The sequence below is a fragment of the Cupriavidus oxalaticus genome (genome assembly GCF_004768545.1).
Classification (GTDB): domain Bacteria; phylum Pseudomonadota; class Gammaproteobacteria; order Burkholderiales; family Burkholderiaceae; genus Cupriavidus; species Cupriavidus oxalaticus_A.
Map to the genome: position 1 here is coordinate 2,807,603 of NZ_CP038635.1, position 24,767 is coordinate 2,832,369.

Below are 24,767 nucleotides of genomic sequence, written 5' to 3' on the forward strand. Positions count from 1 at the left end.
TTGTGTCGATGGAGGCTCAGCGCAGCGTGGTGCCGCTCACAGTGCCGCTCATGGTCCCGCTCATGGTCCCGCTCTCGTGCTCCATCATGTCGATCACGCGGCAATCCGGGCACATCTTCAGCCGCTCGGCGGCGGCGCCGGAAAATGCCGGGTGGCCGGCCAGCCGGACCAGCATCGATTCCACCATCTGCGCCGTGCCGAACGGCTTGGCGCAGCGCACGCAATGGAACGGCTGGGACTCGTTGAGCGTGACCGGGCGGCGCGCGGCTTCGCCGGCCAGCAGGCGCGGCACCAGCGTAATCGCATCTTCCGGGCAGGTCTTTTCGCACAGGCCGCACTGCACGCAATTGCGTTCGATCAGGCTCAGCACGGGGCGCTCGGGGTTGTCGCGCAGGGCCTGCGACGGGCAGGCGCCGACGCACGCCATGCACAAGGTGCACTTGCCGGTATCGACAGCAATCGCGCCAATCGGCGCGGCCGCCGGCAGCGGCACGATGTCGGCGGGCACCGGCGCGTGGCGCACCAGGTGGTCGAACACGAAGTCCAGCATCTCGCGCTTGGCCGCAACGGCGCCGAACGGCGCCGGCGGCAGCGCATTGCGGCCCGGACGCAACGCGGACAGGCCGGCATCCAGCGTGGGCGTATCTGCCGCCTCGACCAGCGACAGCACGTCGGCGTCATAACCCAGTCCCGCCAGCAATGCGCGGGCGACTTCCATCTGCTCGCGCAGCGCGGTGCGGTACTGCGGCGCCTCATCGCCGGTGAGCAGCACCGCCACGCGGCTGGCACCCCAGCACAGCGCAGCCAGCCACAGCTCCAGCCCGGCCGCGGCCGGGTGGAACAGCGACAGCGGCATCACATTGGCGGGCACGCCGGCGGCACGGCCCGCGCGCGCGGCGCGGCCCAGCGCCAGCAAGGCGGGCGTGCCATATTCCTCGCCGTGCAGCAGCACGACCGGGTCGCGCGCGCCGGCCTGCCGGTAGGCGGCCAGCAGCGTACGCAGGCGAGTGCCGGTCGTCTCCGGGCCGGGATAGCCGTAGCTGATGGCACCGCTGGGGCACACCGTGGTGCACGCCCCGCAGCCCATGCACAGGTTGGGCGTGACCTCGATGCGGCCCTTGCCGTCATGCCAGCGCGACTGGATCGCCCGGGTCGAGCAAATGTCGATACAAGCCGTGCAGCCGGTGGTCTGGTTGCGGCCATGCGCGCACAGGCTGTCCTTGTAGCGGAAGAATTTCGGCTTCTCGAACTCGCCTACCAGGCCCGCCAGCGTCAGCGCCAGCGCCTGCTGCCGCGCCGGGTCGGCGCCGGCATGCAGGTAGCCTTGCGGCGGCTGGTGCATGGTGAAGGCGGGTTGGTCGCACAGGTCGAAGACCAGGTCGAAGCGGCCTTCCATGGTGCCTTGCGGCCGGTCGAAGTCGATGGCCGCGGCAGCGCCGCAGGCGCGCACGCAGTCGCGGTGCGAGCGGCAGCGCGACAGGTCGATCTGATAGCTGAAATCGATCGCGTCTTCCGGGCAGGCATCGATGCAGGCATTGCAGCGGGTGCACAGGTCCAGGTCGATCGGGTTGCTGCGTCCCGCGCCGGTTTCCCAGCTGGCCTCGAAGGCGCCGAGCCAGCCGGCAAGCGCGGACAGCCGTCCACTATGGACCGGGTAGGTACGCCTGAAAGGCTGGGCGGCGGCGCCCTCGCCCGGGGCGCTGCCGGTCAGCAGCACCGTGACCTCGAACTGCATGGCCGCGAGCCGTTCCGCCCAGGGCAGCGCGCGCTGCGCCGGGCCCAGCACCAGCACCGAGCCGTCGGAGCGGTAGTCGACCACGGGCACCGGCTCCGGCTCGGGCAACGCGGCCACCGCCAGCAGCGCGCCGATCTTGGCATTGGCGGTCCGGGGATCGCGCCGCGCGCCCTGCGACCAGCCGCCGGTCTCGCGGATATTGACGAAGCGGACCGGGGCGGTCACCACCGGGCGGCCATCCTGGCCCTGGGCGGTCTGCGCGGCAACTTCGGTAAACAGCGCGCGCTCCTGCGTGCAGGCCACGATGACATCGTCGGTGCCGTCCAGTGCGGCGGTGAAGGCGCCGATTTCGCGCCGGCACAGCAGGTGGTGGACCTTGAGCGGACCTTGTTGCTTGTCTTGTTGCTTGTCTTGTTGCTGGCCTTGCTGCGGGCCCTGGCTGGCTTCCGACAGCGCCGCCCCGTCAAGCGGCATGGTGTCGTTGCAATTGCAGATCAGCGTCGGCATGGCGAATGCGTGCTGACCGGACCGGACGTCCTTCTTGCGAGGGTCTGCGGCCCGGCGGATTGTGGGGAAGCCTATTGTAGGCTGCGCTGCCCGGTGGGGCTACGCGCACTTATCCGGATCTTGCGGAACTTGCGGGCCTTGCGGGGCCTGTTTTGCGCTTTGACTGGCCACCGGCGGCGGCGTTTCGGAGGATGCGGGTATGTCCGTAGCGCCAGCCGGGTCGCTGGCCACTGCGGGCGCCGCCGGCGGTACATCGTCCGGTTGTGCGGCGACTTGTGCGTCCGGCTGTGCGGCGGCTGCGGCCGCCTGGGCCGCAGCGCGCTCCTCGTCGGTCGGCTCGAACAGCCCCAGCGACTCGGCCTGGCGCAGCTGGCGCAGGATCCCCGGCGGGATCGGGTCGGGCTTGCCGTAGTCGTCGATGTAGGTGTCGAGGCCGTCCATCACATTGAAATGCGGATCGGCAAACAGCGTCTTGAGCGCGGCGCGCTTGACCGATTCATCGACGCCGCGCGCGACGAAGCGGGCGATATTGTCGCCGGGACGCAGCGCCGCCACGTCGGCCAGGGTCGGCAGCGGGACTTCCGGGCCGGCCTCCGGCACCGCGGTCGCAGCCTGCGGTGGCACGGGCAACGGTGATGCCTCGGCAGGCGGCAGCGGCTCCGCCGGCACGGCCACGCCCTCCCGCACCGCGGCCTTGCGGCGCGACCAGCGTGACAGGAAGGACGAATCGCTCATCGGCGTATGCGAAACAGCAAGGTCAGTAGCGCGCGCGGTCCTGCGGCGCCTTGAAGGATTCGGGCCGGCGCCGCTGCTTCGGCTCGGGCCGGTAATGCTCGTTGACGTAGGCCTGCAGCCAGTCGCGCTGCTCCGGTGCCAGCGGCACGTTCTCGACGATCTCGCCGGCGTCGAGCCAGCGGCCGGCTTCGTTGTACGACAGCGTGACCGTCATCGGCACGGGGTGGGCGTCTTCACCGGTGCCGCCGCCGTCCTCGTCCTCGGGCATGCGCCACAGCACGAACCAGCATGGCGTGGTCGAGGTCAGGTTCAGGTAATAGCCCTCGCCCTGGTCGCGGAACAGCTCGACCTCGAAGCCGGGATACAGCCAGCGCGCGCCGTGTTCGTCGTGTTCCAGGCAGACCGCGTGCGTGCCGAACTCGCCCAGGTCCGGCAGCACCGCGTCGAGCTGCCATTTCCATGGCTGCCAGCGGTTGGCCAGCGCCACCTTGCGCATCACCACCGCCATGGTGACGACGGGACGGGCGCCGGGTGGCGGCGACTGTGGCAAGGGCGTGGTTTCGGCTTCCATGGCTGCTGGCGCGGCAAGCCGCGCGCTCAGGTGTTCTGCACGACGATGCTCGGGAACTTGCTGGTCATGTCGCGCGCCTTGTCGGCGACCTTGATCGCCACCTTGCGCGCGATGCCGCGGTACAGCTCGGCCACGGGGCTGTCCGGTTCGGCCACCACGGTGGGACGGCCCGAATCGGCCTGCTCGCGGATCTGCAGGTTCAGCGGCAGGCTGCCCAGCAGCTCCACGCCATAGTCGGCGCACATCTTCTCGCCGCCGCCCTGGCCGAAGATATGCTCGACGTGGCCGCAGTTCGGGCAGCAGTACACCGCCATGTTCTCGACGATGCCGAGGATGGGGATGCCCACCTTCTCGAACATCTTCAGGCCCTTCTTGGCGTCGAGCAGCGCGATGTCCTGCGGCGTGGTGACGATCACCGCGCCGGTGACCGGCACCTTCTGCGACAGCGTCAGCTGGATATCGCCGGTGCCCGGCGGCATGTCGACGATCAGGTAGTCGAGGTCGTGCCAGTTGGTCTGGCGCAGCAACTGCTCCAGCGCCGAGGTGACCATCGGCCCGCGCCACACCATCGGGTTGTCCTGCTCGATCAGGAAGCCGATCGAGTTGGCCTGCACGCCGTGGCCCTCCAGCGGCTCCATGGTCTGGCCGTCGGTGGATTCGGGACGGCCGTCGATGCCGAGCATCATCGGCAGGCTGGGGCCGTAGATATCGGCATCGAGCATGCCCACGCGCGCGCCCTCGGCGGCCAGCGCCAGCGCCAGGTTGACCGCGGTGGTGGACTTGCCCACCCCGCCCTTGCCCGAGGCGACGGCAATCACGTTCTTCACGCCCGGCAGCAGCTTGACGCCACGCTGCACCGCGTGAGCGACGATCTTCATGGTCACGGCCACGCTGACGTTGGTGACGCCCGGCACTTGCCGCACCGCAGCAACCACCAGCTTGCGGATCGGGTCCAGCTGGCTCTTGGCGGGATAGCCGAGTTCAACTTCCAGCGAAACCTCGCCGCCGTCGACCCGGATGTTCCGGGCCGAGCGCGTGGAAACCAGGTCCTTGCCCGTGTTGGGGTCGATGACGGTGCGCAGGGCTTCGGTGACCTGCTCAGTGCTGACGCTCAAGACAAACTCCGCTTGGTTTTTCTGACTGTGTGGGATGGCCCGTACGGCCGGCGCCACCGGCTGGACTGGCACCTAATGTATCAAAGTTTGACGTCTTCCCCTGCCTAAGGAAGGGGATTCCCACAGCTGGCGATGCACGTCCGCATCGGAGAATGTTCAGCGCAGCATTAGTATCACGGTCATGCACGGCACCGCAGCTACTACAGGTCCACTCTCTTATTCGCAGTCCTGCGATACCTTTCGGCCGCGTCGTGCTGTCTTTCGAACCGCACGCCGAACAGGACTGGGTAGAACCGCTTTCGTTCACTTCCTCAAAGGTGGCCCCGTGCGCAATCGCTTTGTAGCGGAGCTTGGCCCGGAAGGACGACCAGGATGCGTCATAGACGCTTTTCGCCATCTTGGTCCTGGCGAGTTTCACAGCCGACACGTTGCCAACTGCGATGTAATCGAAGCGGCGGACGAGGTCGAGCGCAAGCTTGTGCTGGAAGTCGGCGCGGGAATTCGCCACCTTGGCATGCAGCTTGGCGATATGCCGCTTGTGCTTTCGCGCACGCTGCGCCTTGGCCAGTCGTTCGGCGGCATGCCGGCCAAACCGGTCATTGAAAAACTTCTCGCCGGTCGAGAGCGTCGCGAAGTCCTTCAAGCCAAGGTCGATGCCGACGCCAGCTTGAATCGGGCGTGCCGGCACATCAGGAATCTCGATCACAATGTTGAGAAACCAGTTCCCGCGCGAATCCTGCGCAAAGTTTGTGCCGTCCTTGATCTTGCCTTCAGGCAACGGGCGGCTGTTGAACACGCGGAAGCTATTGCCGGCAAAGCGAAACGCCTCGCCTTCTCGTTTCAGATCGCGGCCCTTCAGGGGCACCCAGCCCAGGCACTTCCTGCCGCGGTATCGCAGATAAGTACGGCGATGCTGGCTGCGCGATTTAGCGTACTGCTCGCACGTCGCATTGACGGTGCCGGAATGGATACAGAGTTCCTTGCTGCTGCCAGTGGTCAGCACATTCAGATCGAACCCGCTCGGCCACTTCTTACCCCATTTGAGCGCGTGCTTCTGCGTGTCATTGCAGAAGTTCCAGACGAAGTTCACCGCTCGGCTCTGCCTGTTGAGCAGGCCGTTGAGCGACTTGACCCGGTAGCGGTAGACGAGAATCATGCCGCTCATTCTAACGTTGGAATGCCACCTGGCGACGCCGCTCCTTTCACTTCCCGCCATGAAAGGCTGGGAGTGAAAGGAGCGAATCTGAGGCAATGGTCAATGGGAGTCCGAGAAGAGCGGCCAACTCCCCTGTGCCAGGTGTGGGATTACAGACATTTACAAATCTCACAACCTTGCACTTGTGCGCGCGCCGCCATATCCATATTGTAGTGCGGTTGGGCGGACAGGCACCCGGGCATTGGCCATCGCGCCGGCCGCGCCGCCGCCAACGCGCACAAAGGGTTATCTGCGGTATCGCCTTGCGGTTACCATCCGCATGCGGTACCAGGAACATTACGGGAATATCAGAAGGAGAAAGCATGAAGATCAAGCTCGTCACTGTCTCGCTCGCCGCTGCCACCCTGCTGGCCGCGGGTTGCGCCACCGAACAGCAGACCCATACGGCCGTCGGTACCGGCGTAGGCGCCGCGGTGGGCGCGGGGCTTGGCAACCTGATCGGCGGCAATACCACCGGCACGCTGGTCGGCGCGGCCGTGGGCGGAGCCGTCGGCGGTGCGACCGGCTACAACTGGAATGCCATCCGCGGCAAGCTGAACAAGGACACTGCCGGCACCGGCACCCAGATCACCGAGCAGCCGGACGGCTCGCTGAAGGTGAACATCCCCAGCCAGGTGACCTTCGATACCGACAGCGCCAGCATCAAGCCGTCGTTCCGCTCCGTGCTCGACCAGGTCGCCCAGACGCTGGGCCAGCACCAGGATGTCAGTGCCAATGTCGTGGGCCATACCGACAGCACCGGCAATCCCAGCTACAACATGCAGCTGTCGCAGCGCCGGGCCCAGAGCGTGGCGAGCTACCTGGGTGACCGCGGCGTCGCACGGAACCGCCTGACGGCCGAGGGCCGGGGCCAGGCCCAGCCCGTTGCGGACAATGCCACCGAGGCTGGCCGGCAACAAAATCGCCGTGTCGAAATTTTTTTGAAACCAATTCAAGGGTGACCCAGTCATAGAAACAGGTACCGCTTGCCACCGTTGCTGGCTCGCGATGGGTGGCTGACCTCCCGGGCGGTACCTGATTTCTCCTCCTTTTCCGTTGTGGAAAGCTGCGCCGGCACTGACCGGCGCTTTTTTTTGGCCGTTTGCAGGGAATGGCCTGTGCCATTTCAGCGGATTCCGCCATGCGGAACCGGCGCATCCGCGGCACTACGTTGCTAAAATAGCCCCTCCCCGGCACGCGCCCGCCTCGCGCGCAGCGCCGTCGCCACTGATATTCCCCGCCCCTGACCGGCTCTTCGTCTATGACCGCACGTCGCATCCTCGTCACATCCGCCCTGCCTTATGCCAACGGCCAGATCCATATCGGCCACCTGGTGGAATACATCCAGACCGATATCTGGGTGCGTTTCCAGCGCATGATGGGCAACGAGGTCTACTACGTCGGCGCCGACGACACGCACGGCACCCCGGTGATGCTGCGCGCCGAGAAGGAAGGCATCACCCCCAAGCAGCTGATCGACCGCGTCTGGACCGAGCACAAGCGCGATTTCGACAGCTTCCTGGTGTCATTCGACAACTACTACAGCACCGACGCGGATGAAAACCGCGAGCTGTGCGAGAAGATTTACCTGGCCCTGAAGGCCGAGGACCTGATCGCCGAGCGCGATGTCGAGCAGTTCTTCGACCCCGTCAAGAACATGTTCCTGCCGGACCGCTTCATCAAGGGCGAATGCCCCAAGTGCGGGGCCAAGGACCAGTACGGCGACTCGTGTGAGGTTTGCGGCACTACCTATGTGCCGACCGACCTGAAGAACCCTTACTCGGTGGTCTCGGGCGCCACGCCGGTGCGCAAGTCGTCGACGCACTTCTTCTTCAAGCTGTCCGATCCGCGCTGCGAGACCTTCCTGCGCGAATGGGTGGCCGACCTGGCGCAGCCCGAGGCCGCCAACAAGATGCAGGAATGGCTGGGCGGCGAAGGCGAGGCCTCGACCCTGTCGGACTGGGACATCTCGCGCGATGCGCCCTACTTCGGCTTCGAGATCCCCGGCGCTCCCGGCAAGTATTTCTATGTGTGGCTGGACGCGCCGATCGGTTACTACGCCAGCTTCAGGAACCTGGCGCAGCAGCGCGGCATCGACTTCGACGCCTGGGTCGGCCCGCACTCCACCGCCGAGCAGTACCACTTCATCGGCAAGGACATCCTGTACTTTCACACGCTGTTCTGGCCGGCAATGCTGCGCTTCTCGGGCTACCGCACGCCGACCAATGTGTTCGCACACGGCTTCCTGACGGTGGACGGCGCCAAGATGAGCAAGTCGCGCGGCACCTTCATCACCGCGCAGAGCTACATCGACACCGGCATGAACCCGGAATGGCTGCGCTACTACTTCGCCGCCAAGCTCAATGCGAGCATGGAAGACCTGGACCTGAACCTGGACGACTTCATCGCCCGGGTCAACAGCGACCTGATCGGCAAGTACGTGAATATCGCCAGCCGCGCGGCTGGCTTCCTGGTCAAGCGCTTCGAAGGCAAGGTCGACGAGGCCGCGCTGGCGCACCCGCTGCTGGAGCAGCTGCGCCAGGCCGCGCCGCAGATCGCGCAGCTGTATGAAGCACGCGAGTACAGCAAGGCGCTGCGCCAGGTGATGGAACTGACCGACACGGTCAACGCCTTCGTCGACACCGAGAAGCCGTGGGAACTGGCCAAGGACGAAAGCAAGCGCGCCGCGCTGCACGCCGCCTGCTCGGTGTCGCTGGAAGCCTTCCGCCTGCTGACGGTGTACCTGAAGCCGGTGGTGCCGAACGTGGCCGCCGGCGTCGAACGCTTCCTGAACGTCGAGCCGCTTGACTGGCGCGCCATCGACAAGCAGCTGTCCGCGGCCAACCCGGTGCAGGCCTACCAGCACCTGATGACGCGCGTCGATGCCAAGCAGGTCGACGCACTGCTGGCGGCCAACCGCGAATCGCTGCAGGCCACGGCGGCGCCCGCTGCCGCGGCAGCGTCGATCGAGCCGGTGGCCGAGACCATCACCATCGACGATTTCGCCAAGGTGGACCTGCGCGTGGCCAGGATTGTGGAATGCCAGAAGGTCGAAGGCTCGAACAAGCTGCTGCAGCTGACGCTGGACCTGGGCGAAGGCAAGACCCGCAACGTGTTCTCGGGCATCCAGTCGGCCTACGCGCCCGAGCAGCTGGTCGGCAAGCTGACCGTGGTGGTGGCCAACCTGGCACCGCGCAAGATGAAGTTCGGGATGTCCGAGGGCATGGTGCTGGCGGCATCGGCGGCTGATGAGAAGGCCGCGCCGGGCCTGTACATCCTGGAGCCGCACAGCGGAGCGGTGCCGGGCATGCGGATTCGCTGAAGCGGATCGCGCGCAGGAAGCGGCGGCGGCCTTCGGGCGGCCGCTTTTTTTTTGCACCGAGGTGGTGTCAGCCGCCCTGCATCTTCGACGGATCGTCGCTGCGCGAAGTCGTCGTCACGGTGCCATCGCTGTTGAAATGCACATTGAAGAAGGCCTTGTCGGTCGAGGTCTCCATCCAGCGGTAGCCCCACACTTCTTCCTTCTTCAGCGCGAAGGCCTCGACCTTGGTCGGCTTGCCCAGCAGGCGGCGGATATCGTCCTTGCTCATGCCGGCGCGCACGCGCGCGAAATTCTCCGGCGTCAGCACCTGCTCGATGCGCGCGACCTTGCCGTCCGCGCCGATGGTGACCATCCACGTGGTGGTGCCCTCGGGGCCGCGCGGGTATTCCAGCCGGCGGCCGCCGTCTGCCTCTTCCCAGACGATCTCGGGCTTGCCGGCCTGGCGCCGCAGCTCTTCCTCGGTGGACTGGCCGGGCACGATGCCCTTGAACAGCTGGCTGTCGGGCTTGATCGCGTTCCAGGTGTTGCGCGCGGTTTCGCCCGCCTTGTTCATCGCTTCATCGACCTTGCGCTGGTCGCAGCCGAACAGCGCAAGCACAGAGGCAATCAGTCCCATGGCGGCAAGGCGTCGCGGCGACGCGTAGTTGGCGGGGCGTAGGTGGGTGGCGCTTGCTTCAGCGGCGCACGGGCTCGGCAATGACTGCCGAAGCGGCCGCGGCCGCGCTTTCCGGATCGAGTATCTGGCCGTCATCCTGGCTCCTGCTGGTGCCGCGGCGGTTCGAGGCGCCCGAGAACAGGATCGCCCAGCTGTCGAAGCGGCGGTTGAACAAGACCGACAATCCGTTGATGGAGCCGCCCTTGGCAATCAGCGACCAACGCCGCGAGAACTGCCAGGTCAGCTTCACCACGTTGGAGGCCGAGGTCAGGCTCTGTTCGTAGCCCACCGCGATCTGGTCGGTGATGGCCTTGCCCATGCTGACCACCTGCTGGTCGTTCAGGCCCGCGGTGCTGGGCCCGATCGAGAATTCGTCGATGCCGAAATGCGAGACGATGCCCTTGCCCGCCTTGCCGCCGATCATGCCGAGCGCCGCCCCGCCCAGCGCGGCGCCGCCAAGCGCCCGCTGCTGGCCCGCGCCGGCGCTTTCGGCGCCGTAGCCGAACATCAGCCACGACAGCTTGTCTTCGTCGGGCACGTTGGGCTCCGACACCAGCCGCACGCGCGGCAGCCGCACCGTGCCGGTCACCTCGACGCCCGCCTCCACTTCCTGGTTGCGGCGCATGGCGCGGATGTTCATGTTCGGGTTGTCGATCGGGCCGTTGAAGTTGATGATACCGCGCTCGATGTCCAGCTTGCGGCCGAAGGCCTCGTAGGTGCCATCCGTCACGCGCACCGTGCCGATGGCCTTCAGCGGCACCAGCGGTTCGCTCTTGACCCCGAGCTGGCCGGCCAGCAGCAGGTCGGCGCCCGCGCCGCGGAAGCGGAAGTCGTTGCCCAGGTCGACGGTCAGGTCGATCACCGGGCTGAACTTGCTCGCCGGCTTGGTCTCGGGCACCACCGGCGTCGCGGCGGTCTTGACCGCGCGCTGGTCCTTGCGGCGGATCACCACCACGTCGTCGCCCAGCACCGGCGCGCCGGCCTTGGGCAGGTCGAACAGGCCGCGGTCGACGCGGAACTTGCCGCGGATCACGACCTGCTTGTTTTCGTTGGCGATGCTGGCATCGCCCGACACCACCAGCGTGCGTTCCGGGCTGGCGAACAGCTGCAGCTTGTCGGCGACGATCTTGCCGGTCAGGTTGGGATCGGCCTCGCCCAGCTTGACGTTGCCGGTGGCGGTGATCTTGCCGTCGCCGCCGTGGAACTCGACGTGCTTCAGTTCCACTGTGTTCTGGTCGAGCGCCACGCGCACGGTGCCGTCGGTCAGGCGCAGGCCGATGTCATACAGCGTGACGGCGAGATTGTCGCCATCGATGGTGCCGGCCAGCAGCGGCGCGCCGACCGTGCCGCCCAGCCGCAGCGCCGCGGCCAGGCGCCCGTCGAAGGCATACTGCGGCCCGGTCAGCGCCTCGAGCGACTTCAGGCGCGGCACATCGACCGTGACGGTGCCCGCCAGCGTCGATGCCGGCCCCACCGTCTGCAGGCCCTGTTCCTGCACCAGCCCGGCCGAGGCATCGACCACCACCTTGCCGATGCGCCCCGACACCATGCCGCCGCGCAGCGCGATGCGGTTGCCGCCCGCCTCGGCGCGCAGGCTGGTTTCGCCCAGGCCCATGGTGGTAAAGCCGCGGCCGGCATTGACCGACAGGTCGCCGCTGCGCCGGCGTACTTCGGCAAACCCGCTCGCGGTCTCGGCCAGCGCCAGGTTCCAGCGGCCGTCGATGACCAGGTCGGAGCGCACCGGCGGTTTCTCGCCGGTGATGGTTTCCATCAGTTCGAGCACGTGGCCGACCTGCAGGCCGTTCAGCGTGCCCTGGCTGCGGATGCGGCCATGGTCCCAGTCGAAGCTGTCGATGGCGAGCGTGGCGTTGTCCATCAGCAGCCGCGTGGCGCCCAGGCGCACGCGCTGGTCGGCGACCAGCAGCTGTGTCGGCGCGGCCAGCCGCAGGTTGACGGTGCTGCGCTCTTCCAGCGTGCGGATGGTGCCGTTCCAGCCCTCCTTGCCTTTCCATGCGCCCTGCCCCGCCAGCGCCAGCTGCAGCGGCCGGCGGTTCAGGGTGCCGGCGGCCTTGACGTCGAAGGCGTGGTTGGCCTGGGTGCCGTTGAGGGTCGCGTCGAGCGTGCTGAGGCTGGCCTGCGGCCCGCGGTAGTCGCGCGCGGCCAGCTGCACCGACAGCGGTCCGTCCAGCCCGCCACGCACCTCGGCGCGGCCGCTGGCGCTGGCCACCTTGTGCGGTCCCACTTCCAGTGCCTGCGCGTTGTAGTCGGCCACCACCTCGGGCTTCTTCAGCGTGCCGGTGATGGTGGCATCGAGCTTGAGCTTGCCGGCCACGCCGAACTTGAGCCGCGCCAGCTGCGGCGCGTCGACCGCCAGCCTGAGCTGGTCGCCGCGCGCGCCGAAGCTGCCGCGCAGGTTGGCCTGGTTGCCGGCCATATTGAGCGCCGCTTCGCTTGGCAGCAGCCGCTCGCCGGCGAGCCGCACCTTGCCGCCGCCGGTCATCGGCAGGCCGGCGTATTCGCTCTCGTGCACGGCAAAATCCAGCGCCACGCCAAGCACCGGGGCAATCTCGCCGCTGGCGCTGAAGTCAGCGTTGATACGGCCCGCGGCCACCTTGGCCAGCCGCGACGGATCGAATGACGCCAGCTTGCCCTTGAAGCTGAACGGCTGCCTGTCCTTCAGGCCGAGCTTGCCTTCCGCGCTCAGCACGCCGGGGCCGACGGTCGCGCGCAGCGCGCCCAGCGTGACGGTGTCGGCGTCCATGCTGGCGTCGGCGAACAGCTTGAGCGCAGCGCCGGACAGGTCCAGCGCCACGCTCTGCCGGCCGGGCTCCATGCGCAGCACCACCGGGCCGGACAGGCTGGCGCTGGTGAGCGAGCCATGCAGCGCCGCGGGGTCGAGCCGGTGCACGTCAAGGTCGAAGCCGCCGCGCCCATCGCGCAGCGAGCCGCCGCCGGTGATTTCGGCCTTGCCGGTCAGCGCCACGCGCAGGTTGCTGATGGCCTGCGCCATTTCGCTCAGTTCGACGTGGGCGCGCACCGAATGCACGGGCAGGCGCTCCTTGTCGAGCAGGCCGGCTTCAAGGTTGCGGATCTCGATGTCGCCTGCGACGGCAAGCGGCGCGGGCGGCGGCACCGCGGCGGGTGCGGATGCGGAGGGTGCGGATGCGGCAGGCGGCGCCGGGGTCGCCGCCGCGCCATCCACCGGCCGCAGCTCGGCATGCACCGTCAGGTCGGCCTGCGGCGCGGTGGGGCTGAACAGCCGCGGGTTGATGCGCTCGCCATCGACCAGCAGGTTTGTAAACGGCACCTTGCCGAACGGCGTCAGGTCGGCGCCGGCGCGCGCATGGATGCGGTCGCCGTTGGCCTGCAGCTCGGCGCGCAAGGCTTCGAGCGTGCCCCTGGCGGTGGCGTTGACGGCAAAGGACTCCTTCTGCCAGCTCGCCTCCAGCAGCGCCTCGGCGCTGAGCGGGAATGGCGCGCGTGCGCCGATCTGGGCGTTGGTTGCAAGCTTGCCGTACGGCGTCTCCAGCTTGTCCACGCTGACGCGGTGGTGCTGGCCGTCGCTGTGCAGTGCGCCGGACAGGTTGGCGAACACCATCGGCTCGGCGGCGGGTGACGTGCCCTGCAGCAGCGCCAGCCGCTCCAGGGTCAGCGCGTCGACGTCGATCGCCAGCGGCAGTTCCAGCGACTTCGGCATCTGCGCCGGCTCGGTGCTCGGCTCTGACGGGCCCAGCCGGACCTCGACCTTGCCGATGCGCAGGTAGTCCAAGTGCAGGCGGCGCGGCTGCCAGGTCATGGCCCAGCTGCCATCGACGCGGTCCACCGTCACGCGGGTCTGGCCGCTGGCAAAGACCACGTCGCGCAGCCGCAGGCCATGCGCCACCGTGCCGCCTTCGAGCCGGCCGCTGAGCATGCCGGCCGACAGCCGAGTCGCCAGCGTCCACAGGTGGCGCGTGCCGGCCTCGGTGCCCAGTGCCGCCACGCCCGCGCCGACCAGCGCCACCACCAGCAACACCAGCACGCCGACCAGCCAGGCGAGCGCGCGCCATACGCGCCGGCGCTTGCGCGGCGCGGGCGGGTTCGGCTCAGTGGGCGTGCCCTCGCCGGGCACGTCGGGCAGGTCGTGGGCGCTCATGTTCGCATCCCATGCGCGCGGGCGGCCATCAGAACGCCACCCCCAGCGAGATATGCGGCCGGAACTGCTGTTCCTGGATGCCGTAGCCGACGTCCAGCTGCAGCGGGCCCACCGGCGTGCGCCAGCGCACGCCGACGCCCACGCCGTTGTAGATCGTCACGCCGCGCAGGTTGTCGGCGGCCGTGCCCAGGTCCCAGAACACCGCCACGCCCCAGTCCGGCTTGAACCAGTACTGGTACTCCAGGCTGCCGGTGCCGAGATACTTGGCCGGCAGGATGCTGGAGCCGCTGGGGGTGCCGATCGACTGGTAGGTGTAGCCGCGGATCGAATCGGTGCCGCCGGCGCGGAAGCGCAGCGTTGCCGGGATCTGGCTCGAACTGTCGCCGGTCAGGTCGGCGCCCAGTTCCAGCCGCGCCACCACCAGGTCGCGCTTGCCCACCGGGATGTACTGGCGGATACGGCCATACAGGCGCAGGAAGGTGGCATCGCTGAGGAAACCCCGCGCGGCCACGCCGACCTGGGTGCTGATCACGTTGCCGCGGCGCGGGAACACCGGGTTGTCGACATCGCGCCGGGTCCAGGCGAAGGCCGGCACCAGCGCCTTGCTGATCTGGGCCGCCTGGCCCTCGGGCAGCAGCTTGTCATAGTAGAAGTCGAGCGACGTGGTGACGTCGTACTTCTCGCGCGAGCGCGAGCGCTTCAGGCCCGCGCGCAGGCTGGTGGTATCGGTGTTCTCGAGATCGATGGTGCGCTCGTAGCTGCTGTACACGCTGTTGCGGTAGGCGCCGCGGGACGGCGGCATCGCCGCCTCGGCGAACAGGTAGGACCGCTTCTGTTCGATCCGCGCTTGCGAGTCGAAGGTCCAGGCGCGGTTGAACAGGTTGTAGTAGGAATAGCGCCCTTCCACCTGTGCGCCGGTATCGGTGGTAAAGCCGACGCCGCTGTTGAGCCGGTGCACCGGGTATTCGCGCACGCGCACCGACACCGGCGCGGTGACCACGCCGTCGGGCGCCTTGTCGGCATCCGGCGGCGGCTCCAGGTCGACCTGGACGTTGGAGAAATACGGCTGGTTCTGGATCGCGCGCTGCAGCTCGAGCAGCCGCTCGACGCGGTACGGCTCGCCCTCGCTGAGCGGGTTGACGTTGTAGACGATCTCTTCCGGGTAACGGCGGTTGCCGCGGACCTTGAGCGGCCCCAGCAGGTAGGCCGGCCCGCTGGCGTAGTGCGCGGACAGGTCGGCGCGCAGCTCGTCGGGCTCCACCCGCGCCTGCGACGCTGCCAGCCGCGCACCGTAGTAGTTGTGGCTCTGCAGCGTCATCAGCGCGTCTTCCTTGGCCTTGTCCCAGTCGGCCTGGCGGAACGGGTCGCCCGCCGGCAGGCCCCACTTGGCCTGCATCTCGGCCACCTGCTCGGGCGAGCGCGTCGCCGCCGGGCCGGTCACCTGGACATCGACATTGCGGATCAGCGTGCGCGCGCCAGGGTCGACCGTGACGTGGACCACGCGCTTGTCGCCCTCGCCCTCCACGCGGGTGGTGGTGGTCGGATCGAAATAGCCTTCGGTCGAGGTGAACTGGCGCACCTGCTCGCCCACGGTCTCGACCATGTAGTCGAACTGGTCCTGCGACAGGTCGGTGCGGTCCTTGTAGCGCGACAGGTCCAGGTGCTCTTCGAGCATCTCCTTGATCGGCTTGGGGGCTTCGACCTCGACCTTGTAGGCGCCGAGCGCGGCACCGGCCGGCAGCAGCATCATCAGCAGCGCGGCGAGCGCGAACGCGGCCGCGCGCGCCCGCCAGGGCAGCGGCGCGGGATGTGCCGTATCCGTCCCCCCGGTGCGGTCGATCGTCATCCGTTGAAGTCGCCGGGCGCCCCGGACGCGGTGTCAGCAGGTTTAGCGGTGATAGCGGTGTCTCGCGGCATCGCCGTTTGTCCACACATACGAAGTCGGTATTTGACCACACACCGCGCTGCGTCCGGAATCTTCCTACCCCCGGAAAGCAGGCCGGGGGCCAAATGCGACCCCGCGCCGGGCCGATACTGTAAAATCCTGCCCCACTGCATCCATTACACGCCCCAAGCGGCGCATACGGTTTCACCATGGCCATGTACGAATCCGAGATCACCCAGTTCCTGAAGCAGCTCAAGCAAGAGCGCCCGACGCTCGAAGCCGAGCAGCGCGACGGCCGCGCCCTGCTGTGGGACAAGGCGCCGATCGACCTGGAAGAGCGCGCCCGCGCCCAGGCGTCGCGCGTGGCCCAGAAGCCATACGTCTACTCCCAGGACAACTGATCCCCCCCAGCGCGCCCTGCCACCGGCGATGAGCACAGCCGACCAGGACAAGCTGCCGCTGCCCGCCGCGGTCGCCGGCGCTGCCGACAACCTTGCCGGGCCCGCGGGTCCCGCCGACATGGTCGACGGGATGGCGTTCGCGCGCCTGTACGGCGAGCCGCTGTTCAAGCTGCCGCAGGACCTATACATCCCGCCCGATGCGCTCGAAATCTTCCTGGAAGCGTTCGAAGGCCCGCTGGACCTGCTGCTGTACCTGATCCGCAAGCAGAACTTCAACGTCCTCGACATCCCGATGTCGCAGGTCACGCGACAGTACCTGTCGTATATCGAGCAGATCCGCAAGACCAACCTGGAGCTGGCGGCGGAATACCTGCTGATGGCGGCCATGCTGATCGAGATCAAGTCGCGCATGCTGCTGCCGGTCAAGAAGGCCGACAGCGACGAAGACGCCGAGGACCCGCGCGCCGAACTGGTGCGCCGCCTGCTGGAGTACGAGCAGATGAAGCTGGCCGCGCAGCGCCTGGACACGGTGCCGCAGCTCGGCCGCGACTTCCTGCGCTCGCAGGTCTATATCGAGCAGAGCCTGGCGCCGCGCTTCCCCGAAGTCGAGACCATCGACCTGCAGGCCGCCTGGGCCGACGTGCTCAAGCGCGCCAAGCTGAACCAGCACCACAAGATCTCGCGCGAGGAGCTATCGGTGCGCGAGCACATGAGCCAGATCCTGCGCCGGCTGCAGCATGCGCGCTTCATGGAGTTCTCGGAACTGTTCGAGGACGCGATCCGCTCGGGCAAGGGCGTGCCGGTGGTGGTGGTCAACTTTATCGCCATGCTGGAGCTGTCGCGCGAGTCGCTGGTCGAGATCACCCAGGCCGAGCCGTTCGCGCCAATTTATGTGCGATTGGCGTACAGCCCTTCCTGACCCACCCTTGCGGCAGGGTCCGCCCCCGTCCCACTTGATCTACAATCCGCCGACAGCCGGCACAATAGGCCCAAAAAGCGCCAGGAAGGCAAAACGCCCCGAAGGCCCGGCATGTCACGGCGCCGCCCCCCGGAGACCGGCGCCACGGGTCACACCCTCACGACAGCACACCTAGCCAGATGAAAGTCATTTCCTCCATCCAAGAGCTGCGGGACCAGCTGCGCGGCCAGAACCGCGCTGCCTTCGTCCCCACCATGGGCAACCTGCACGAAGGCCACCTGTCGCTGATGCGCCTGGCGCGGCAGCACGGCGACCCGGTGGTGGCGTCGATTTTCGTGAACCGCCTGCAGTTCGGCCCCAACGAGGATTTCGACAAGTATCCGCGCACGCTGCAGGACGATATCGAGAAGCTGCAGAAGGAAGGCGTCTATGTGCTGTTTGCGCCCTCCGAGCGCGATATGTACCCGGTGCCGCAGGAATACCGCGTCGAGCCGCCGCACGACCTGGGCGACATACTGGAAGGCGAGTTCCGCCCCGGCTTCTTCAAGGGCGTATGCACGGTGGTGATGAAGCTGTTCTCGTGCGCGCAGCCGCGCGTGGCGGTGTTCGGCAAGAAGGATTACCAGCAGCTGATGATCGTGCGCCGCATGGTGCAGCAATTCGCGCTGCCGATCGACATCATCCCGGCCGAGACCATTCGCGACGAAGACGGCCTGGCGCTGTCGTCGCGCAACCGCTACCTGAGCCCGGACGAGCGCGCCGAGGCGCCGGTGCTGTACCGCACGCTGCATGAGGTGCGCGACACGGTGCTGGGCAGCGACCGCGCCGGCGCCGACCTGCTGGCGGTGGAGGCCAATGCCGTGGCGGCGCTGGCCAAGCGCGGCTGGAAGCCGGACTACGTGTCGATCCGCAAGCGCAGCAACCTGCAGGCGCCGACGCACGAGGAATTTGTCGCCGGCGAGCCGCTGGTGGTGCTCACCGCGGCCAAGCTGGGCGCGACCCGCCTGATCGACAACCTGGAAATCTGAGCGCGGGCGCGGGTTAGCGGGTTTCGCAAAAAAAAGCAGGCCGCCGGCCTGCTTCTTTCATGCCCGGCGCATGGCTGAGCGCTGCGCCGTCTTCACGACATGGCGGCGGTGCCCGCGCCGCCGCTTCCACCAGATCAGCACGCCGGTCAGGGCAAAGGCCAGTGGCGCCAGCCCGAACAGCGTGATGAAGATCCGCCCCGGCAGGCCGAACGCCTCGCCGGTATGCAGCGGGAACAGCCAGTTCAGCAGCGTGTCGCCGGCGGGCGCGTCGTGCGGGTCCTTCGCGCCCAGCCGCGTCCCGGTCCAGGCGTCGAGCCAGAGCCGGGTCGCGCCGCTGTCCTTGCGCACCTCGTCCGGCTGGCGCAGCCGCACTTCGAAGGCGTCGCCCGGCTTGCGCGGGAAGCTGATGCGGGTGATGCGCGCGTCGGGATACTGGGACTGCGCCGCCGCCATGATCTGGCCTGCGTCGAGCGGGCGGGCATCGGGCGCATGCGGGGCCGAGACATGCTTGGCCGGCGGTGTCACCGTCATCACCCCCGCCACGATCGGCGTCACCCATTTCGGCAGGTTCAGGTACCAGCCCGAAAAGGCAAGGATGGCCAGCACCGGCGCCGCCAGGATGCCGCCGGCCCGGTGCAGCGAATAGTTGAAGCGCGGCCACGAGCCGCCATGGCTGATCCGGAACGCCTGCGCCCATGCGCGCAGTTTCGTCTTGGGCCACCACACCGCCACGCCCACCAGCGTGGTCAGCAGCAACATCATGCCCGCCACGCCGGTGATGGTCTTGCCGGTCTCGCCGCTGAGCAGGTAACGGTGCAGGTGGAACAGCGTGGGCAGCAGTAGCCGGCGCGAGACGCCGGGCTCGCCCCACACGCGCTCGCCCTTCACCGCCAGCGTCACCGGATCGACCATCACCTGCCGCGAGCGGCCCGGTACCACGCCCTCCGGCCCCTTGACCGGATACCAGGCGATGAAGACGCCTTCGTCGTGGGTCGGCAGCATCAGCAGGTTGGGCCGGCCATACGGCGGCGCGGCCAGGCGCTCGGTCACGGCCTGGACGGTAGCCGGCGTAACGATTCCACTGGCGGGCGCCGACGCAACCAGCAGGTCCGGGTTGAGCCAGGCATCGAGCTCATCGCGCCACGCGATGGCCATGCCGGTCAGGCCCAACAGGACAAAAAGCAGGCCGAGGCTCAGCCCGATATAGAGATGCAGCTTGACGAGGACGACGCGCAGGCGGCCGGTGACCATGGCTTGTGTTGTGTATTTGAGACGCTGCAGCGTGCTCGATATGACCCGAAAGCCATATCGCGACGGAATGCAAATGCGAAAGATTCGCGATTCTAACAGGGAGAAGTTGCGCGGAGACGGCACGATCCGCGCAATGGCGGATCCGCAACGACTGCTCAGCGTTGCAGCGGCGCGAACATTGCCCCCAGGTCGAGGTGCGCCGCCAGGGTGTCGGCAAACCGCTCGATCGACGCTTCGCGCAGCGCATCGAGGTCCACTGCCTGCGCGCCATCCAGTCCTGCCCAGCGCAGCAGCGCCTGGCAGCCGGCCGGATCGTCGAACAGGCCGTGGACATAAGTCGCCATGACCTGGCCATCGGCCGAGCAGGCGCCGTCGGGGCGCATGGTGCCGTCGCCGCGGTCGAGCCACAGCGCGGGCCGCTCCAGCCCGGCGCCGGTGGTAACGCCCAGATGGATCTCGTAGCCCCGCACTGGCGCGTCCGCATCCGCCAACCGGCCGCTGACCTGGCGCAGCTGCTTCTCGGCGGCGAGCGTGGTCTCGTAGTCGAGCCAGCCCAGGCCCGCACTGCTGCCGGCCGGGCCTTCGCGGCCGTCGGGGTCATTCACTTGCCGGCCCAGCATCTGCATGCCGCCGCAGATGCCGACCAGCTTGCCGCCGTAGCGCAGGTGCCGCTGCAGCGCCGCCTCCCAGCCGTTGGCGCGCAGGAACGCCAGGTCGGCACGCACGCTCTTGCTGCCGGGCAGCACCACCAGGTCGGCAGGCGGGACCGGCATGCCGGGCCCGATGAACTGCAGGTCTACCTGCGGATGCGCGCGCAGCGCGTCGAAGTCGGTATGGTTGGCGATGCGCGGCAGCACCGGCACGATCACGCGCAGCCGCTGCGCCCCGGACCTGGTGGCCTGGGTGCCGACGATGGCGTCCTCCGCATCCAGGTGCAGGCCGTGCAGGTACGGCAGCACGCCGAACACTGGCTTGCCGGTGCGTGCGGTGAGCCAGTCGAGACCCGGCTCGAGCAGGCTGATATCGCCGCGGAAGCGGTTGATGATGAAGCCGGTCACGCGCGCGCGTTCGCTGTCAGACAGGCAATCGAGCGTGCCGACCAGGTGCGCGAACACGCCGCCGCGATCGATATCGGCGACCAGCACCACCGGGCAATCGACCCGCTCGGCGAAGCCCATGTTGGCGATATCGCGCTCGCGCAGGTTGATCTCGGCGGGGCTGCCGGCGCCTTCCACCAGCACCACGTCATAGGCCTGTTCCAGCCGCGCGTGCGAGGCGAGCACCGCCTTCATCGCCTCGGGCTTGTAGGCGTGGTAGGCGCGGGCATCGAGGTCGAGCCGCGCGCGGCCATGGATGATCACCTGCGCGCCGGTGTCGCTGCTGGGCTTGAGCAGCACCGGGTTCATGTCGGTATGGGGCGCCAGCCGCGCGGCCTGCGCCTGCAGCGCCTGCGCGCGGCCGATTTCGCCGCCGTCCGCGGTCACCGCGCTGTTCAGCGCCATGTTCTGCGGCTTGAACGGCGCCACGCGCGTGCCGGCGCGCGCCAGCACGCGGCACAGCCCCGCGACCACGGTGCTCTTGCCGGCATCGGAGGTGGTGCCCTGGACCATCAGCGTGCCGCGCAGGGCACCCGGCGGCAAGGAAAGCGGGGAATCGGTATACATCGGCGAATTATCGCATCGGCCTTCATGCGATGGCGGGATGCGAGGGTCGGATGCGGCGGCTACAATACGCGGATGGAAACCCCGGCCATCGCCCCTGAACCCGCTACCGCCAGTGCGGAGAAGCCGCTTGCGGCCGGCGCATCCGGCGCGCGGCAGCTGACGCTGGTGCTGGGCGGCGCGCGCTCCGGCAAGAGCCACTACGCCGAACAGCTGGCGAGCGACCACGCCGGCATCACCGGCGGGCCGGTCACGTATATCGCCACCGCGCGCCAGGATCCCGCACGGGCCGACCAGGAACTCGAAGTCCGCATCGCGCTGCACCGCGCCCGCCGTCCCGTCGACTGGCGCCTGGTGGAAGAGCCGGTGCGGCTGGCCGATGCGCTCTATGCCAATGCGCGCCACGACGGCTGCATCCTGGTGGACTGCATGACGCTGTGGATGAACAACCTGCTCTTCCCCGACGGCCGCAGCTATCCCGATCATGGCGTGATCACGCCGCCCGATGCCTTCACCGAAGAGATCGAGTCGCTGCTGACCGCGCTGCCCACGCTGCCCGGCCACGTGATACTGGTCTCCAACGAGATCGGCTTCGGCGTGGTGCCGATGGGCGCGATCACCCGCTTCTACGTCGATGAACTGGGACGCCTGAACCAGAAGCTGGCCGCCGCCGCGGACCGCGTGCGGCTGCTGGTTGCGGGCATCCCGGTCCCGGTCAAGGGCGCCGATCCCGCATGCTGATGCAGGCCTGGCCGGCTTGCGTGGCCGCGGCGCTGGCCGGCGTTCTGCTTGACCGGTGGCTGGGCGAGCCGCGCCGCTTCCATCCGCTGGTCGGCTTTGGCCGCCTCGCTTCAGCCCTCGAACGACGCTGCAACGATCCCCAACGCCGCGGCGCGCCATGGCGGCAGCGCCTGGCGGGCCTTGCCGGCTGGTGCGTGCTGGTGCTGGCGCCGGCTGCGCTCGCATGGTGGCTGGTCGATGCGGCGGCACGCTGGCATTCGCTCGCGGCACTGGTGCTGCATGCCATCGCGCTGTACGCCGCGCTCGGCGCGCGCAGCCTGCACCAGCATATCGCCCCGATTGCCGGCGCCCTCGCTGCGTCCGACCTGCCAGCCGCACGGACGCTCACCGCACGCATCGTCTCGCGCGATACCGCCGATGCCGATGCCGAAGCGCTGGCGCGCGCCGCCTGCGAATCGGCGCTGGAGAACGGCAACGACGCGGTCTTCGGCGCGCTGTTCTGGTTCCTGCTTGGCGGCGCGCCCGCGGTGATCGTGTTCCGGCTGGCCAATACCCTCGATGCGATGTGGGGCTACCGCACGCCGCGGCTGCAATATTTCGGCTGGGCGGCGGCGCGTCTCGACGATGCGCTCAACCTGGTTCCCGCGCGGCTGACCGCGCTGTCGTACGCGCTGCTGGGCGCCACCACACAGGCGCTGCGCTGCTGGCGCACGCAGGCGCCGGCATGGTCCAGCCCCAATGCCGGACCGGTGATGGCGGCAGGCGCTGGCGCGGTCGGCGTGCAGCTTGGCGGTCCGGCGCGCTATCACGGCGAGCTGGAACAACGTCCGCCGCTGGGTGCAGGCAGCGCACCGCAGGCCGAGCACGTGATGGCGTGCCTGCGGCTGGTGCAACGTACCTTGTGGCTGTGGCTGGCGCTTGCGGGCGCCAGCGCGCTGGCCGTTCTTGCCGTGTCCGCACCGACGTGAGCCCTGCCCTTCCCCCGATCCGCCATGGCGGCAACCTGCTGGCCGCGGTACGCCGCTACGGCCGTGCCGAAGCCGACTGGCTCGACTTGTCCACCGGCATCCATCCCGACGGCTACCCCGTGCCGGCGCTGCCCGCTTCCGCGTGGCAGCGGCTGCCGCAGGACGGGGATGGGCTTGCCGAGCTGGCGGCACACGCCTTCGGCGCGCCGCAGGCGTTGCCGGTGGCCGGCTCGCAGGCCGCGATCCGCACGCTGCCAGGCCTGCTGCGGCCGGGGCGCGTCGGCATTGCCGCGCTCGGCTACAGCGAGTACGCGCCCGCGTTCGCCGCAGCCGGACATACAGTGGTGCTGCTGGACGAAGCGGACTTCACTCGCGCGGACCTTGCCGATACGCTCGACCATCTGGTCGTCGTCAATCCCAACAACCCCACCGCCCGGCTGCTGCCGGCGGCAATGCTGCTCCATTGGCATGCCGCGCTGGCACGTCGCGGCGGCACGCTGCTGGTCGATGAAGCCTTCATCGATTGCCTGCCCGCGGCATCGGTCGCCGCCCACAGCGGCACTGAAGGATTGGTAGTGCTGCGCTCGGTCGGCAAGTTCTACGGTCTCGCCGGTATCCGCTGCGGCTTCGTGCTGGCGCACCGGCCGTTGCTCGATGCGCTTCATGAGCGGCTGGGCCACTGGACCGTCTCGGGGCCGGCGCGCGCCGTCGCCCGGCATGCGCTGGCGGACCGCCAGTGGCAGGAAACCAACCGTGCGCAACTGGGCCTGTCCGGCGCGCGGCTCGGCACGCTGCTGGCGCGCCACGGGCTGACCGCTGTCGTGCACCCGTTGTTTTGCTGGGTACCGCATGCCGAGGCGCTGGCGCTGCACGAAGCGCTGGCGCGCCATGGCGTCTGGACCCGATATTTCGACGCCGCAGGCGGCTGCCTGCCGAGCCTGCGCCTGGGCCTGCCGCCCGACCGGCCGGCCTGCTGGCAGCGGCTCGATGCCGCGCTGGCCGCGGTGACCGCCTGAAACCTCGCCATGTACGCATTGAAATTCGCCATTGCCCCGATGCTGGCCGCCACCGCCCTGCTTGCCGCACCCGCGGCGCAGGCCGCCGTATCGGTGGTCGACGATGCCGGCCAGACCATCACGCTGGCGCAGCCGGCACGCCGCGTGATCTCGCTGGCGCCGCACGTGACCGAGATGATCTTTGCCGCCGGCGGCGGCGACCGCATCGTCGGCACGGTCCACTACAGCGACTACCCGCCACAAGCGCGCGACATCCCGCGCGTGGGCGACAACAAGGCGCTGGACCTGGAGCGCATCGCCGCGCTCAAGCCGGACCTGATCGTGGTCTGGCGCCATGGCAATGCTCAGAAGCAGACCGACCGCCTGCGCGCCCTGGGCCTGCCGCTGTTCTACAGCGAGCCGCGCAAGCTGGCATCGATCCCGGAAAACGTGGAGAAGCTGGGCACCCTGCTGGGCACGGAAGCCACCGCGCGGCGCGCCGCCGACAGCTTCCGCCAGCAGGTGGAGACGCTGCGCAAGACCTACGCGGCACGGCCGCCGGTGACCGTGTTCTACCAGGTCTGGCAGCAGCCGCTGATGACGCTCAACGGCCAGCACCTGGTCAGCGACATGCTGGCGCTGTGCGGCGGGCGCAACCTGTTCGGGGCCGAGACGCCACTGGTGCCGACGGTATCGGTCGAGGCGGTGGTGGCGGGCAATCCGGAAGCAATGCTGACCGCGGGCATGGGCGCCACGCGCTCGGACCAGCCGCTGCCCGACTACGCGATGTGGCAGCGCTGGAAGCAAATCACCGCGGTGGCGCGCAACAACCTGTTCGTGATCGACGGCGACCTGGTCAACCGCGCCGGTCCGCGCGTGGTGCAAGGCATCGAGCAGATCTGCAAGGACCTCGACGTGGCGCGCAGCCGGCGCCCGGCGCGCTGATCA

Annotated in this window: 19 protein-coding genes; 9 read left to right on the forward strand and 10 right to left on the reverse strand. The window is 68.5% G+C overall.

The window, feature by feature from the left end; all coding sequences use genetic code 11:
• Window positions 1-16: 16 nt before the first annotated feature.
• The 5 genes from E0W60_RS23820 to E0W60_RS23840 all read right to left on the reverse strand — a co-directional run bounded on the left by E0W60_RS23820 (window position 17) and on the right by E0W60_RS23840 (window position 5,819).
• The gene (locus E0W60_RS23820; RefSeq protein WP_135705794.1) at window positions 17-2,242 is read right to left on the reverse strand and encodes a 4Fe-4S binding protein; all 2,226 of its coding nucleotides are present in this window, start codon (window positions 2,240-2,242) and stop codon (window positions 17-19) included.
• A gap of 99 nt (window positions 2,243-2,341) precedes the next feature.
• Window positions 2,342-2,977: a DUF3306 domain-containing protein gene (locus E0W60_RS23825; RefSeq protein WP_135705796.1), complete on the reverse strand. Its 636-nt coding sequence runs from the start codon at window positions 2,975-2,977 to the stop codon at window positions 2,342-2,344.
• A gap of 22 nt (window positions 2,978-2,999) precedes the next feature.
• A complete protein-coding gene (locus E0W60_RS23830) occupies window positions 3,000-3,548 on the reverse strand; it encodes a DUF3305 domain-containing protein (protein ID WP_135705798.1) in 549 nt (182 codons plus the stop codon).
• A gap of 26 nt (window positions 3,549-3,574) precedes the next feature.
• A complete protein-coding gene (gene apbC, locus E0W60_RS23835) occupies window positions 3,575-4,663 on the reverse strand; it encodes an iron-sulfur cluster carrier protein ApbC (RefSeq protein ID WP_135705800.1) in 1,089 nt (362 codons plus the stop codon).
• Window positions 4,647-5,819 carry an RNA-guided endonuclease InsQ/TnpB family protein gene (locus E0W60_RS23840; RefSeq protein ID WP_240745896.1) on the reverse strand — a complete coding sequence of 391 codons (1,173 nt, stop codon included), beginning with the start codon at window positions 5,817-5,819 and terminating at the stop codon, window positions 4,647-4,649. Before E0W60_RS23840 ends, apbC begins: the two co-directional genes overlap by 17 nt.
• A 362-nt stretch (window positions 5,820-6,181) precedes the next feature.
• Between E0W60_RS23840 and E0W60_RS23845 the strand changes: the two genes are divergently transcribed.
• Window positions 6,182-6,820, forward strand: coding sequence for an OmpA family protein (locus tag E0W60_RS23845; protein ID WP_133092499.1), 639 nt, complete (start codon window positions 6,182-6,184; stop codon window positions 6,818-6,820).
• 299 nt (window positions 6,821-7,119) lie between these two features.
• Window positions 7,120-9,180 carry a methionine--tRNA ligase gene (gene metG, locus E0W60_RS23850; protein WP_135705801.1) on the forward strand — a complete coding sequence of 687 codons (2,061 nt, stop codon included), beginning with the start codon at window positions 7,120-7,122 and terminating at the stop codon, window positions 9,178-9,180.
• Window positions 9,181-9,247: 67 nt separating this feature from the next.
• On the opposite strand, the gene bamE is transcribed toward metG, so the two are convergent.
• From bamE to E0W60_RS23865, 3 genes are read right to left on the reverse strand one after another with little or no spacing between them, the layout of a single operon-like run.
• Complete coding sequence (gene bamE, locus E0W60_RS23855; RefSeq protein ID WP_133092501.1) at window positions 9,248-9,796, reverse strand: outer membrane protein assembly factor BamE domain-containing protein; 549 nt, start codon at window positions 9,794-9,796, stop codon at window positions 9,248-9,250.
• A 58-nt stretch (window positions 9,797-9,854) separates the two neighbouring features.
• On the reverse strand, window positions 9,855-13,970 hold the full coding sequence (locus E0W60_RS23860) for a translocation/assembly module TamB domain-containing protein (protein WP_135705803.1): 4,116 nt from the start codon (window positions 13,968-13,970) through the stop codon (window positions 9,855-9,857).
• A gap of 28 nt (window positions 13,971-13,998) precedes the next feature.
• On the reverse strand, window positions 13,999-15,816 hold the full coding sequence (locus tag E0W60_RS23865; RefSeq protein WP_135705805.1) for an autotransporter assembly complex protein TamA: 1,818 nt from the start codon (window positions 15,814-15,816) through the stop codon (window positions 13,999-14,001).
• A 248-nt stretch (window positions 15,817-16,064) separates the two neighbouring features.
• Here E0W60_RS23865 and E0W60_RS23870 point away from each other — a divergent pair, with 248 nt between their 5' ends.
• The 3 genes from E0W60_RS23870 to panC all read left to right on the forward strand — a co-directional run bounded on the left by E0W60_RS23870 (window position 16,065) and on the right by panC (window position 18,203).
• Window positions 16,065-16,256 (forward strand): DUF3460 family protein, encoded by a 192-nt coding sequence (locus E0W60_RS23870; protein WP_029046065.1) that lies wholly within the window; start codon window positions 16,065-16,067, stop codon window positions 16,254-16,256.
• Between the two features lie 28 nt (window positions 16,257-16,284).
• Window positions 16,285-17,175, forward strand: coding sequence for a segregation and condensation protein A (locus E0W60_RS23875; protein ID WP_133092504.1), 891 nt, complete (start codon window positions 16,285-16,287; stop codon window positions 17,173-17,175).
• A gap of 179 nt (window positions 17,176-17,354) precedes the next feature.
• The gene (gene panC / locus E0W60_RS23880) at window positions 17,355-18,203 is read left to right on the forward strand and encodes a pantoate--beta-alanine ligase (RefSeq protein ID WP_135705806.1); all 849 of its coding nucleotides are present in this window, start codon (window positions 17,355-17,357) and stop codon (window positions 18,201-18,203) included.
• Window positions 18,204-18,260: 57 nt separating this feature from the next.
• Here panC and E0W60_RS23885 read toward each other — a convergent pair whose 3' ends face one another.
• Window positions 18,261-19,454, reverse strand: a complete 1,194-nt coding sequence (locus tag E0W60_RS23885) for a PepSY-associated TM helix domain-containing protein (RefSeq protein WP_135705808.1) — start codon at window positions 19,452-19,454, stop codon at window positions 18,261-18,263.
• Between the two features lie 155 nt (window positions 19,455-19,609).
• Window positions 19,610-21,118, reverse strand: coding sequence for a cobyric acid synthase (locus E0W60_RS23890; protein WP_135705810.1), 1,509 nt, complete (start codon window positions 21,116-21,118; stop codon window positions 19,610-19,612).
• A 72-nt stretch (window positions 21,119-21,190) separates the two neighbouring features.
• Between E0W60_RS23890 and cobU the strand changes: the two genes are divergently transcribed.
• From cobU to E0W60_RS23910, 4 genes are read left to right on the forward strand one after another with little or no spacing between them, the layout of a single operon-like run.
• Window positions 21,191-21,856, forward strand: a complete 666-nt coding sequence (gene cobU / locus E0W60_RS23895; protein WP_135705812.1) for a bifunctional adenosylcobinamide kinase/adenosylcobinamide-phosphate guanylyltransferase — start codon at window positions 21,191-21,193, stop codon at window positions 21,854-21,856.
• Complete coding sequence (gene cbiB, locus E0W60_RS23900) at window positions 21,850-22,824, forward strand: adenosylcobinamide-phosphate synthase CbiB (RefSeq protein WP_135705813.1); 975 nt, start codon at window positions 21,850-21,852, stop codon at window positions 22,822-22,824. The genes cobU and cbiB overlap by 7 nt, the downstream gene beginning before the upstream one ends.
• Window positions 22,821-23,840, forward strand: coding sequence for a threonine-phosphate decarboxylase CobD (cobD, locus tag E0W60_RS23905; RefSeq protein ID WP_135705815.1), 1,020 nt, complete (start codon window positions 22,821-22,823; stop codon window positions 23,838-23,840). Before cbiB ends, cobD begins: the two co-directional genes overlap by 4 nt.
• A gap of 9 nt (window positions 23,841-23,849) precedes the next feature.
• Window positions 23,850-24,764, forward strand: coding sequence for a cobalamin-binding protein (locus E0W60_RS23910; RefSeq protein ID WP_133092156.1), 915 nt, complete (start codon window positions 23,850-23,852; stop codon window positions 24,762-24,764).
• Window positions 24,765-24,767: the final 3 nt, after the last annotated feature.